Origin of the sequence: Cellulomonas sp. A375-1, assembly GCF_001040865.1 — a bacterium.
Classification (GTDB): Bacteria; Actinomycetota; Actinomycetes; order Actinomycetales; family Cellulomonadaceae; genus Cellulomonas; species Cellulomonas gelida.
This window is the reverse complement of record NZ_LFKW01000057.1, coordinates 19,136-30,753: the sequence shown is the minus strand read 5'-3', so window position 1 is coordinate 30,753 and position 11,618 is coordinate 19,136. Positions and strand designations below refer to the sequence as shown.

At 73.6% G+C, this 11,618-nt stretch carries 11 protein-coding genes and 1 riboswitch; of the genes, 4 read left to right on the top strand and 7 right to left on the bottom strand.

From position 1 onward, the window contains the following. Nucleotides 1-64: 64 nt before the first annotated feature. Nucleotides 65-880 (top strand): CPBP family intramembrane glutamic endopeptidase, encoded by an 816-nt coding sequence (locus tag CWIS_RS06470; RefSeq protein WP_048342441.1) that lies wholly within the window; start codon nucleotides 65-67, stop codon nucleotides 878-880. A 6-nt stretch (nucleotides 881-886) separates the two neighbouring features. On the opposite strand, the gene map is transcribed toward CWIS_RS06470, so the two are convergent. Both map and CWIS_RS06460 read right to left on the bottom strand, forming a co-directional pair. Next, nucleotides 887-1,657 (bottom strand): type I methionyl aminopeptidase, encoded by a 771-nt coding sequence (gene map, locus CWIS_RS06465; protein ID WP_048342440.1) that lies wholly within the window; start codon nucleotides 1,655-1,657, stop codon nucleotides 887-889. A 74-nt stretch (nucleotides 1,658-1,731) separates the two neighbouring features. Then, on the bottom strand, nucleotides 1,732-2,304 hold the full coding sequence (locus tag CWIS_RS06460; protein WP_048342439.1) for an HdeD family acid-resistance protein: 573 nt from the start codon (nucleotides 2,302-2,304) through the stop codon (nucleotides 1,732-1,734). 198 nt (nucleotides 2,305-2,502) lie between these two features. Here CWIS_RS06460 and CWIS_RS06455 point away from each other — a divergent pair, with 198 nt between their 5' ends. Beyond that, nucleotides 2,503-5,217, top strand: coding sequence for a flippase-like domain-containing protein (locus CWIS_RS06455; RefSeq protein ID WP_053071586.1), 2,715 nt, complete (start codon nucleotides 2,503-2,505; stop codon nucleotides 5,215-5,217). A gap of 88 nt (nucleotides 5,218-5,305) precedes the next feature. Here the strand turns inward: CWIS_RS06455 and CWIS_RS06450 are convergent, their stop codons facing one another. The 5 genes from CWIS_RS06450 to CWIS_RS06435 all read right to left on the bottom strand — a co-directional run bounded on the left by CWIS_RS06450 (nucleotide 5,306) and on the right by CWIS_RS06435 (nucleotide 9,847). Further along, nucleotides 5,306-5,683 (bottom strand): SHOCT domain-containing protein, encoded by a 378-nt coding sequence (locus tag CWIS_RS06450; protein WP_048342462.1) that lies wholly within the window; start codon nucleotides 5,681-5,683, stop codon nucleotides 5,306-5,308. Nucleotides 5,684-5,910: 227 nt separating this feature from the next. After that, nucleotides 5,911-6,060, bottom strand: a complete 150-nt coding sequence (locus CWIS_RS18310) for a hypothetical protein (RefSeq protein WP_156186575.1) — start codon at nucleotides 6,058-6,060, stop codon at nucleotides 5,911-5,913. Between the two features lie 16 nt (nucleotides 6,061-6,076). Next, a riboswitch (cyclic di-GMP riboswitch) is annotated at nucleotides 6,077-6,152 on the bottom strand. Nucleotides 6,153-6,311: 159 nt separating this feature from the next. Continuing rightward, nucleotides 6,312-7,283 (bottom strand): aldo/keto reductase, encoded by a 972-nt coding sequence (locus CWIS_RS06445; RefSeq protein ID WP_082156272.1) that lies wholly within the window; start codon nucleotides 7,281-7,283, stop codon nucleotides 6,312-6,314. Beyond that, complete coding sequence (locus CWIS_RS06440) at nucleotides 7,280-9,307, bottom strand: penicillin-binding transpeptidase domain-containing protein (protein ID WP_231583694.1); 2,028 nt, start codon at nucleotides 9,305-9,307, stop codon at nucleotides 7,280-7,282. The genes CWIS_RS06445 and CWIS_RS06440 overlap by 4 nt, the downstream gene beginning before the upstream one ends. 318 nt (nucleotides 9,308-9,625) lie before the next feature. Further along, complete coding sequence (locus CWIS_RS06435) at nucleotides 9,626-9,847, bottom strand: BldC family transcriptional regulator (protein ID WP_369796498.1); 222 nt, start codon at nucleotides 9,845-9,847, stop codon at nucleotides 9,626-9,628. Between the two features lie 187 nt (nucleotides 9,848-10,034). On the opposite strand from CWIS_RS06435, the gene CWIS_RS06430 reads away from it, so the two are divergent. Together CWIS_RS06430 and CWIS_RS06425 are read left to right on the top strand one after the other, a co-directional pair. Then, nucleotides 10,035-10,616 (top strand): RNA polymerase sigma factor, encoded by a 582-nt coding sequence (locus CWIS_RS06430; protein ID WP_231583693.1) that lies wholly within the window; start codon nucleotides 10,035-10,037, stop codon nucleotides 10,614-10,616. Continuing rightward, a partial coding sequence (locus tag CWIS_RS06425; protein ID WP_048342436.1) for a hypothetical protein occupies nucleotides 10,613-11,618 on the top strand: 1,006 nt, incomplete at its 3' end. The genes CWIS_RS06430 and CWIS_RS06425, both read left to right, overlap by 4 nt.

The following is an 11,618-nucleotide window of genomic DNA, read 5'->3' as shown; positions in this document are numbered from 1 at the left end:
TTTGCGCCCGACCGGGACGATGCGCAACCCCCTCTTTGCGAGGGGCGGCGGCTACCGTGCGGGCATGAGCGACGCGCATCCCCGCGACGTGCTGGTCACCGGCACGCCCCCGGTGTCCGAACGCGCGCAGCGTCGGCGCCTGACCGTCGAGATCTGGATCGTCCTGGGCCTCTCGCTCGGCCGCTCCGGCGTCTACGCGCTCGTCAACATCCTCGACCGCCTCACGGCCGGGCCCCCGCTGGGCGACCAGAGCACCACGATCAACCCCCCGCTCAACGCCCGGCCCTGGCTCGACGTGATCTACCAGGTCCTCGCGATCGGGTTCGCGCTCATCCCCGTCGCGCTCGCGCTCTACCTGCTGTCCGCCAACGGCCGCTCGGCCACGCGCCGGATCGGCCTGACGTTCGCCCGCCCGTGGCGCGACCTCGGGATCGGCGTCGGGCTCGCGGCGCTGATCGGCGTCCCGGGCCTCGGCCTGTACGCGATCGGCCGGGCCATCGGCATCACCGTCGAGGTCCAGCCGACGACGATCACCGACCACTGGTGGACCATCCCGCTGCTGATCGTCCTCGCGCTCAAGAACGCCCTGCTCGAGGAGGTCGTCGCGGTCGGCTACCTCATGGAGCGCCTGCGCGACCTGCGCTGGAGCCCGCCGCTCATCGTCGTGACGAGCGCGCTGCTGCGCGGCTCGTACCACCTGTACCAGGGCTGGGGACCGTTCTTCGGGAACGTCGTGATGGGCCTGGTGTTCGCCGAGTACTACCGCCGCAAGCGACGCGTCATGCCGCTCGTGGTGGCCCACACCGTGATGGACCTCGTCGTCTTCGTCGGCTACGCGCTCATCCCCGAGGACTGGCTCACAGCCGTCGGCCTCGACTAGCCGCGGCTAGCGGGGCAGCGTGAGGATCTGCGCGCCGTCGTCGGTGATCGCGATCGTGTGCTCGCTGTGCGCGGTGCGGCAGCCCGTCGCGCTGCGCAGCGTCCAGCCGTCGGCGTCGGTGACGAGCTCGGCGGTGTCCGTCATGATCCACGGCTCCAGCGCGAGCAGCAGGCCCGGCCGCAGCGGGAACCCGCGGCCGGGCCGGCCGGTGTTCGAGACGTGCGGGTCCTGGTGCATGGTCGAGCCGATGCCGTGGCCACCGAACTCGGTGTTGATCGGGTACCCGGCCCCGCTCAGGACCGTGCCGATGGCGTGCGAGAGGTCGCCGATGCGGGCGCCCGGCCCGGCCGCGGCGATCCCCGCCGCCAGGGCGCGCTCGGTCGTCGCGATCAGCGCGAGGCTCTCGGCGGGCCGGGCGTCGCCCACGACGAAGCTGACGGCCGAGTCCGCGGCGATGCCGCGCAGCGAGACGGCGATGTCGAGCGTGAGCAGGTCGCCGTCGACGAGCGTGTAGTCGTGCGGCAGGCCGTGCAGGACCGCGTCGTTCACTGACGTGCAGATGTAGTGGCCGAACGGCCCGCGCCCGAACGACGGCGCGTAGTCGACGTAGCAGGACTGCGCGCCGGCGCCCGCGATCATGGCCTGGGCCCAGCGGTCGATCTCCAGCAGGTTCGTGCCGACCCGGGTGCGGGACCGCAGCGTCTGCAGGATCTCGGCGACCAGCGCGCCGGTGTCCCGGGCGCGCAGGACCTCGGCAGGGCTCAGGATCTCGATCATGCGGCGGGGCCATCCTCAGGAGCGGTCGGGCGGGCGTGGGCCATGATGCCGCACGCACCGCACCCGACCTTCGCTCAGGACGTCAGCTCGCGGCCCAACGACCGTGCGGCGAAGCCGCTGACCAGCAGCAGCACGCCCACGACCAGCGCGAACACCCCGAACAGCACCATGACGACCGAGAGCGACGTCTGCGGGTTGAACGCGAGGAGCAGGCCGATCACCAGGTTGACCAGGCCGATCGCCAGCGCGCCGTACCAGGAGTAGTCGCCGCGCCGGTGCAGCAGGACCGCGGCGACGATCCCCACCACCCCGACCGCGAGCACCCACGCCGTGACGACCCAGAACAGCACCAGCACGGTGGGCTTGGGCCAGGACACGACGACGATGCCGAGCCCGACGACGACGAGCCCGCCCAGGAGCTGCCACCACATCGCGCCCTTCTGGTGCTCGATCAGCGCCTGCAGGATGATCAGCGCGCCGTCGACCAGCGCGAAGATCCCGATGACCCAGGTGATCGCGGTCAACGTCTCCAGCGGGTGCAGCAGCATCAGCAGACCGAGTGCCAGCAGGACGACCCCGCGCAGCACCGGCAACCACCAGACGGCCCGCAGCTCCTGGCCGACCTGCTTCTCGAGGGTGTCGCTCACGATCGCCTCCCGTCAGGGCCGCGCGGCCGCTGCCCGCATGGCAGCCACGCTAGCGCCGGGAGGCTCAACAATCCCGGCGAAACTGTCGCAGGCGCGGCGGCCCGCTGCCGCGCGTGGCGCGCCGCCGGCCCCGAGTCCGCCCAGGTCCGGCCTCCGGCCCGCCGTCGCGGAAAGGCCCCGCCGCCTAGACTCGCCCGTATGTCTGCACGGAAGTCGGCCGGGTCGGCGTCGCCGCGGCCCGCTGGTCCGGCGGACGAGCTCGTGACCCCGCGCGCCGTCGAGCCCTCCTCGCCGGCGCCGCCGCCCGGCTCGTCGGCGGACGAGCAGCCGTCGCCGTCGGTCGCCGTCGGGCCTCGCCTGGACCTGCCGGACCCCGACGACGAGCGCGCCGAGCGCGCCCGCGCGGAGGCCGAGGCGGCCGTCCTCGTCGTCGACGACCAGCCGACCGTCCGCGTGCACCACCCCAGCGACCTGATCGGGACGACGCTGTCCGCCCTCGGCGTCGCGCTCGTGATGATCCTCGCGACGTACGCGCAGCACACCACCACGGGCGTCGCCGAGGACGTGCAGGGCTTCGCGACGCTGCTGCGCAAGATCCTGTTCGTGCCCGTGCAGGTCCTTGAGGGCGTCATCACGCTCGCCGTGCCGCTCGCCGTGGGCATCGAGCTCGCGCTGCGCCGCCTGGGCCGGCAGCTCATCGAGGCGATCGTCGCGGCCGTGCTCGCGATCGTCGTGGGCGCCGCCGTCATCTTCATGGTCGAGACGTTCGGGTCCGACGAGCTCGTGCGCGGCCTGTCCGTGCTGCTCGGCGGCACGTGGCAGCTGACGATCCCCGTGTACGTCGCGATGCTCGCGAGCCTGCTCACGGTGAGCGGCCCGCGCCAACGGCGGCGCACGGTCGCGTGGTCGTGGAACGTGCTGTGGTTCGCGATCGCGGTGCTGCTCGTGACCGCGCAGGTCTCGCTCGCGGGCCTCGCGGTCTCGCTCCTGCTCGGGCGCGTGTGCGGGCTGGCGGTGCGGTACGTCTCGGGCGTGCGCAGCGAGCGCGCCTACGGCGCGAGCCTCGTCGCCGGCGTGCGTCGCGCGGGGTTCGAGCCCGTGCGGCTGCGCCGCATCGCCCCCGACGACCCCGACGCGCCGAGCGAGGACCCTTCGGCCCAGCACTCGTCGGTCGCGGCGGCCGACGAGGGCCTGCGCTCGACCGCGCGCCTGCCCGCGCCCGACGACGCCGCGGCGCGCGCACTCGTGCGCTCGACCGGCTACCGCACGTACGAGCTCACCACCGACGACGGCGAACGTCTCGACCTCGTCGTGATCGACGGCGACCGCCAGGTCGCGAGCATGGTCTCGCGCGTGTGGCGCTCGGTGCGGCTGCGCGGCATCGAGGGACGGTCCGTCCAGTCGCTGCGCCAGACCGCCGAGCGCACCGCGCTGCTCAGCTACGCCGCGCGCGCCGCCGGCGTGCGCACCCCCGCGCTGCTGCGCGTCGCCGAGGCGCAGGACTCGATGCTGCTCGTGCAGGCGCACCCGGGCAACGCGCTGCCGCTGACCGAGCTCGCCGACGACGACCTCACCGACGACGTGCTGCGGGAGATCTGGGCCCAGCTGCGCACCGCGCACGAGGCCGGGATCGCGCACCGCGCGCTGACGTCCGACACCGTGCTCGTCGACCAGCTCGTCGGGACGCCGATGGTCTGGATCGTCGGCTGGGAGAACGGCTACGTCGCGTCGTCCGAGCTCGCGCGGCGCATGGACCTCACGCAGATGCTCGCGCTGCTCGCGGTCCGCGTGGGGGTCGAGCGCGCCTTGCAGTCCGCCGCGGACTCGCTCGACGACGACGACGTCGCCGCGATCGGCCCGCTGCTGCAGTCGATCACGCTGCCCGAGCGCACCCGCGCCCAGGTGCGTCAGCACAAGGCGGTCCTCGGGGACCTGCGCGCCGCGATCGTCGCGCGCATCCCCGAGGCCTCCGTCGAGCCCCAGCAGCTCGTGCGGTTCGGTGCGCGGTCGATCCTCACGATCGTCCTGCCGATCCTCGTCGTGCTGGTGCTCGTCACGCGCATCAACCTCGACGAGATCACGGGGGCGCTCGCGCGCAGCGACTGGCGCTGGGCGATCGTCGCGTTCCTGTTCGGGCTGCTCACGATCGTCGGCGCCGCCATGGCGCTCCTCGCGTTCTCGCCCGTGCGGCTGCCGTTGTGGCGCACGCTCGAGGTGCAGGCAGCCTCCAACTTCGTCGCGCTCGCCGCGCCCGCCGGCATCGGGCCTGCGGCGCTCAACCTGCGCATGCTGACCAAGCGCGGGGTGTCCACGTCGCTGGGGGCCGCGACGGTCGCGATGGTCCAGGTGAGCCAGCTCGTCGTGACGATCCTGCTGCTCGCGGTGCTGTCGGTGGGCTCGGGCGGCAAGGAGTCGGAGCTACCCGTCTCGCCCGCGGTCCTGCTGATCGTCGCGCTCGTCGCGACGCTCGTCGGTGCCGCGCTCCTGGTGCCGAAGGTGCGTCAGTGGGTGCTGGCCAAGATCCGCCCGACCCTGCGGCAGATCTGGCCGCGACTCGTCGACATCCTCGGCCGGCCGTGGCGCCTGGCCGTCGCGGTGGCGGGCAACCTCGTCATGACGCTCGGCTTCGTGCTCGCGTTCGACGCGTGCCTGCAGGCCTTCGACCAGCAGGCGAGCCTGATCCAGGTCGCGGTCGTGTACCTCGCGGGCAACACCGCCGGCGCGCTCGTCCCGACTCCCGGCGGCATGGGTGCCATCGAGGCCGCGCTGGCCGCCTCGCTCACCGCCGTCACGGGCATCAACCCCGGTATCGCGGCGTCGATCGCTGTGCTGTTCCGCGTCGTCACGTACTGGGTGCGGATCCCGATCGGCTGGGTCGCGATGCGACATCTGCAGAAGGTCGGCGAGCTCTAACCCGGATCGCACGCCAGGGCACGGCACGGCGACGCCCGCCGCGCGGTGGTGCTGCGGGCGGGCGTCGTCGGTCGAGGCGGGTGAGGTGTCAGGCGAGGGCCTTCGCCTTGAGCTGTGCGAACTCCTCGGGCGTGATCGCTCCCGAGTCGAGCAGGGCCTTGGCGTCGGCGATGTGCTCCGCGGCCGACTTGGTCCCTGCGACCTCGCGGATGTAGCTGTCGGTGTCGTGCTTGGCCTGCCTGACCGCGGCCGCCTGGCGTTCAGCCATCGAGCTGCCGCGGGCGATCACGTAGACGAGCGCCGTGAGGAACGGGAACAGCACCAGGCAGACGATCCAGACCGCCTTCCACCACCCGCTCAGCTTCGTGTCACGGAACAGGTCGCCGAGGATCTGGAAGAGGATGACGAGATAGGCGAAGAAGAGGAACCACCACAGGAGGATCAGAACCCACTGCCAGAAGTTCATGTCGTACGACCCTTCGACCGGGACGACGGCGGGAATCGCCGCCAGACCCGACATTAGCGACGAACGTCACATTCGCACACCGGTGGACGCCGCGCGCCGACGGGTGTCGCGCACCGGTGGGCGGGCGACCGGTGGAGGAACGACGACGACCGGCCCGGGGAACCGGACCGGTCGTCGTGGGTCGTGTGCCGCCAGCGGCCGTCAGGCCGTGACGTGCGCAGCTGCCGTCAGGCCGCCGCGCGCTCCCGCTGCGTGGGCAGGGCCGTCACCGTGCCGCTCGCGGCGGCCATCTCCGTCCAGGCCTGGACCCGGAGGCGGAAGGTGGAGGAGGTGGCGGGCGACTGCGACGGCTCGGCGGGGAGGCCGGTCTGGTCCATGTGCGCGTCCTGTCTGTTCGGTAGCCCGGCTGACCGTCGTGGGTCCCGTGGCTTTGCGTCCCCTCCTCGCGGAGGGTTTGCCGTTATCGCTGACAACCAGGAAGGTAGTTCACATCACGTACCCGGGCCAAGGGCCCGAATGAGGAAAATACGGGCAATGAACAAAATCACCCGTTCGGACCAGTGACAACCCGGGTCCTATGTCTCGTTCGTCCCGCTCTGTCCCGGTCGCGCAGCGGACCTGAACCGGATCACTCGGCATCGAGCCAGGTGCGCGACGGCGGTAGGAGGCCCTCGAGCTCGTCCCAGAGAGCGTCCGGGAGAGCCCGGGCAGCGGCCTCCACGGTCGCGGTCACGTGCCCCGGACGACTCATCCCGACGATCGTCGAGGCGATCCGCTCGTCGCGCAACGAGAACTGCAGCGCCGCGGTCGCGATGTCCGTGCCGTGGGCCGCGCACGCCTCGCGCATGCGCGCCGCCGCCTCGAGCACCTCCGGCGGCGCCGGCCGGTACCCGTACGTCGTCGGACCGCCCCGCTGCGCCGCGAGGATCCCGCCGCCGTAGACCGCCGCGTTGAGCACCCCCATGCCGCGGCGGTGGGCCTCGGCGACGAGCGGGCCCGCGCTGCGGTCCAGCAGTGTCCACCGGTTGTGCACGAGCAGCACGTCGAACACCCCGAGCTCGAGGTAGCGCGCGATCTCCTGCACGCGACCGCCCGCCAGGCCGATCCGCCCGACGACCCCGCTGTCACGGAGCTCGACCAGCGTGTCGACCGCGCCGCCGGGCGCCGTCATCGTGGCGAAGTCGTGCCCCTCCGGGTCGTGCAGGTGCACGAGCGGGAGCTCGTCGAGCCCGAGCCGCGCGCGGCTCTCGACGACCGACTGCCGCACGCGCTGCCCCGAGTAGTCCGCGCCCCGCGGGTCGACCTTGGTCGCCACGACCACACCCTCGGGAAGACCCTCCCAGAGCCCGATCGCCGCGCCGATCCGACGCTCGCTCTCGCCGTCCGAGTAGCCGTTGGCGGTGTCGACGAACCGGATCGGCGAGTCGAACGCCGCCAGCACCGTCGCGACACCCTCCTCGGCGGGCACCTCACGACCGAACAGCTCCGGCATGCTCCCCAGCGGCCCGCCGCCGAGCGCGACGGCCGAGACCGTGAGCTCCGTGCCCGGCAGGGTGCGCAACCAGCGCTCTGCGCCGGGTGCGTAGCTCGCCTCGGTCACGAGCGGCTCTCCGCGAGCGCCGCGACCACCGGGGTCTCGAGGAACCGGGTGAGCAGCGGGCCCGCCGTCGTCGAGCCGTACTCGCCCTCGTCGACGAACACGGCGACCGCCAGGTCACCCTGGATCGCGATCATCCACACGTGGTTGCGCAGGTCCTCGGTCTCGCCGAACTGCGCGGTGCCCGTCTTGGCCATCACCTCGGCGCCGGGCACGTCCTGCAGGAAGCCCGCGCCCCCGTCCGTCACGACCGAACGCATGAGCGAGCGCAGCGCGGCACCCTCGTCGGACGTGAGCTCGACGTGGGCGCGCGGCTCGTCGGTCGCGTCGGCGTCGTCGCTCGCGGACCCGTCCGCGGAGCTCGTCGCCTCGTCGCCCTGCGCGTCGGCGGACGTGTCGGACGACGCGTCCTGCTCGACGAGGCGCGGCGTGACCGTGCGGCCCGCCGCGACGGACGCGGCCACGGCCGCCATGCCGAGCGGTGAGGCGAGCACGCGGCCCTGCCCGATCATCGTCGCGGCGTGGTCGGTGCCGCCGGAGTCCGAGGGGACCGCACCGACGAACGACGAGAAGCCGAGCGACTGCGCCGGCAGCAGCCCGAGCGATCCCGCGGCGTCGACCAGCGCGTCCTGCGGCGCGGCGTCCCGCAGACCGATGAACGCGGTGTTGCACGAGTTCGCGAACGCGGTGCGCAGCGGGACGTCGCCGAGCGACGCCGCCGGGTAGTCGGGGAAGTTGTCGAAGCGTCGACCCTCGACCGTGATGCCGTCCGGGCAGGTCACCGTGCTGTCGGGCGTGAGGCCCGAGCGCAGGAGCGCGAGCGCGCTGACCACCTTGAAGGTCGAGCCGGGCGCGTACTGGCCGAGCGTGGCGGTCGACAGGCCCTCGCTGCCGGGACCGCTCGCGGCGGCGAGCACGTCCCCCGACGAGGGCCGGATCGCGACGATCGCCGACGCGGGCCCCACGCTCGCCAGGATGTTCTCGGCCGACTGCTGCACGAGCGGGTCGAGCGTGATGCGCAGCGGCTCGCCGGGCTTCGGCTCGACCGTGAAGAGCGCGCGCGCCTGACCCTCGGTGGCACTGCCCTCGATCCCACGGGCCTCGATGCGCAGGCCCGGGGTACCGCGCAGCTGCGCGTCGAACTGGCGCTGCAGCCCTGACAGGCCCGTGAGGTCGCCCGCCCGGATCGCGCCCTCGGACTTCTCGACCACCTCAGCCGTGGCCGGGCCGACCGTGCCGAGGATGGGCCGCGCGAACGTGCGCGTGGGTGCGAGCGGCAGCGAGTCCTTCACCGCGTTCACGCCCGGCAGCGCGCGCAACGCCTCGACGTCGTAGCTCCCGTCCTCGCGACGGACGACGATCGCCTCGACGAACGCCTTGGGGCCTGCCGACTCGACGCGCTTGGCGTACTCGTCGGGGTCCATGTCGAGCGCCGCAGCCAGGCCCCGCGCGGCCTCGCCCGCCTCGGCCGCGGGGACCAGGGTCTTGTCGATGCCGATCCGGAGCACGTCCCGCGCCTCGACCAGCACCTCGTCGGCCGCGCCCAGCACGTTCGCGCGCTCGGGGGTCTGACGGGTCAGGACGAGGTCCTCGGTGTCCGTGAGGCCGGGCGCGAGGATCGCCGGGGTCCAGCTGGTGCGCCAGACGTCCTCGTCGTCGCGCGTGAGGCGTGCGGTCGTCGTGTACGTCCACCGGCGGCTCGTGTCGGCGGCAGTCGTCGAGCCCGCCTCCCCGGCTGGGGACCACGTGAAGCCGAGGACCGCCTCGGCGAGCGCGTCGTCGTCCCCGTCCTGCTGCGCGCGCACGACGGTCACACGCAGGGCGTCGTCACCGAACGTCGCGAGCACGTCGTCGAACGCGTCGGTGCGCTGCTGCTCCGCCTGGGCCGCGGTCGTGCCCGCCGCGAACGCGACGCCGTCCAGCGCACCCGACTGCAGGCCGGCCGCGAGCGCCGTCGCCGCGTCCTGCGGTCCCGGCGGGGAGTCCGTGCAGGCGGTCACGCCCAACGTCGTGACCAGGGCGATCACAGCCGTCGTCGCGATCGTCCGTCTCCGCGCAGCCATCCGTCGGCCCCCTTCGTCGCGTGCCTGATCCAGCGTGACCCGCGTCTGCCGGGCGGCTCAGCCCTCACGGCGCGGTCGCGTCCCCGACGCGCTCGCGCCTGCGTACGGCGACGAGCCGGCACCCTGCCGAGCGGCTTCCAGCCTGCGAGACGGGTGTCCACAGCGGGACCTCGGCACTCTATCGGGCACCACTGTCAGCCGCGGAGCGCTTTGCCCTCGGACCCGGCAGAGCGGTGTCAGGACCAGGGTGCTGTCCTCGGGCGCGCGCGGACCGTGCGCTCGCTAGTCGCCCGGCGGGGCCGGCGTCGGAGGCTCGCTCAGCGCCGCCCGGATCTCGGACTCCCGGTACCGCCTGTGCCCGCCCAGCGTCCGGATCGACGAGAGCTTGCCCGCGCGCGCCCAGCGCGTCACGGTCTTCGGGTCCACCCGGAAGAGGGAGGCCACCTCCCCCGGCGTGAGCAGGCCCTCGGTGTGGTTGTCCTCGTCGTGCTGCATCTGCGACATCGGCGCCTCCCGCATCCGTTTCGCGCGGCAACTGATCACCCATGGTGCGCAGACCGTCCCGTTCGCGCCTTTCGTGGTGGGCAGTTCCCCCGAATGCAGTAGCCCGTGCTCCCGGTCGCGAGGCGCGCCGCGTCCGCCCGGGCGATCGGCGATGTGACATCCCGACGCTGCCGGACACTGCATGGATGTGAGCATCCTTCGAGCGGAACGCCTGGCGCCCGACATCGCCGCGGTGAGGTTCGCGTCCCTGTGGGACGAGCACGCCGCGCGCGTGCAGGCGTACGCGGCCCGGCACGTCGGCGTCGAGGGCGCGCAGGACGTCGTCGCCGAGGCGTTCCTGGTGGCGTGGCGCCGACTGGCCGACGTCCCGGACCCGGCCCTGCCGTGGCTGCTGGTCGTCGCCCGGAACACGATCGCGAACGGGCGGCGGTCGTCGTCGCGTCGCAGGGCGCTCGAGGCCGAGCTGACGCGCGTCGCCCACCTCGTGGACCGCGACGACGACCCGCACGTGCCCGTCGGTGAGCGCGAGAGCCTGCTGGCCGCCCTTGCCCAGCTCACGGGGCGGGAGCGCGAGGCACTGCTCCTCGTCGGCTGGGACGGGCTCGGGCCGGTCGACGCCGCGCGCGTCGCCGGGTGCAGTCCCGCGACGTTCCGGATGCGGCTGTCCCGCGCGCGTCGAAGGCTCACCGCGGCCGCCGACGGCCCCGCCCACGCACCCGACCCCGCCCCGTCGCCCGCGAGCGCCCTGAACCTGGGAGTCCAGCCATGACGCGAGACCCGTGGTCCGTCCTCGTCGACGTGGCACCCGCTGCCGTCGACCCGACCTCTCTCGACCGGGCCAGGGCGCGGGTCGAGGCCGACCGCCGCGAGGTCGTGAGCCTCGGTCGGGCGCGTCGCCGCACGCGTCGCGTCGTGCTCGTCGCCGGCCTGTCCGTGGCAGCGGCCGCGCTAGCGGTCGTCGTGCCGGTCCTCGGCCGCGGTGAGACCGAGACGCCGTCACCCGTCGCGCGCATCCTCGGCGTCATCCCGGCCGCGGCCGTCGGTGCGAACTGCTCCAACCAGCAGGACCCGGTGCCCGGCCCGGCGGACCCCGACCGGCCCGTCGCGCGCGACCAGTGGGCCACGATCCCCGCCGTGCGTGGGCTGCTGCACGTCGTCGGGGACCGGGTGCCCGAGCACGCCGCGGTGAGCTCGGGCCCGGGCGTCTGCGACGCGATCCCGGTCGCGGTCCTGCACGACGAGCCCGGCCGACGCGGCATCGTCGTCTACCGCGACGTGACCGAGCCGTTCCGGGGCGCCGGGCCGACCCTCGACGACGCGACGGTCCGCGGGTTCGCCGCGCACGTGCTGAGCCCGCCCGCCGGGCACCACTACGTGGCCTGGACCGACGACGACGGGATCCGCTGGTTCGTCGAGGCGAACGGCATGACCGTGCCGGAGCTCGTCACGACGCTCGACTCCGCGCTCGACGACACGGGCCTGGCCGCCGTCCCGGACGACTACGTGGCCGTCCCGGTCCCGCCGCACGACCCGGCGGGGACGGTGTACCGGTGGACGGTGCAGTACGACGAGGGTGGCTACGTGTACCTGGAGGTCACGAGCCCGGCCCGCACGCCCGTCGACGCCCGCGCGTCCTGGCCGGGCGAGCAGGAGTACACGACCGTCGCCGGCGTGCGCGCGCTGTACCTGCCGCAGGAGCAGGGGGGTGCGGGCCTGCGGTGGTCGACTGCGGACGCGAGCTACCGGCTCGTCGTGGCGGGGGCGGACCTCG

Excerpts from the sequence above, each read along its gene's own strand:
- CWIS_RS06470 (WP_048342441.1), top strand. The coding sequence starts at position 65 with ATGAGCGACGCGCATCCCCGCGACGTGCTGGTCACCGGCACGCCCCCG.
- map (WP_048342440.1), bottom strand. The coding sequence starts at position 1,657 with ATGATCGAGATCCTGAGCCCTGCCGAGGTCCTGCGCGCCCGGGACACC.
- CWIS_RS06455 (WP_053071586.1), top strand. The coding sequence starts at position 2,503 with ATGTCTGCACGGAAGTCGGCCGGGTCGGCGTCGCCGCGGCCCGCTGGT.
- CWIS_RS06450 (WP_048342462.1), bottom strand. The coding sequence starts at position 5,683 with ATGAACTTCTGGCAGTGGGTTCTGATCCTCCTGTGGTGGTTCCTCTTC.
- CWIS_RS18310 (WP_156186575.1), bottom strand. The coding sequence starts at position 6,060 with ATGGACCAGACCGGCCTCCCCGCCGAGCCGTCGCAGTCGCCCGCCACC.
- CWIS_RS06435 (WP_369796498.1), bottom strand. The coding sequence starts at position 9,847 with ATGTCGCAGATGCAGCACGACGAGGACAACCACACCGAGGGCCTGCTC.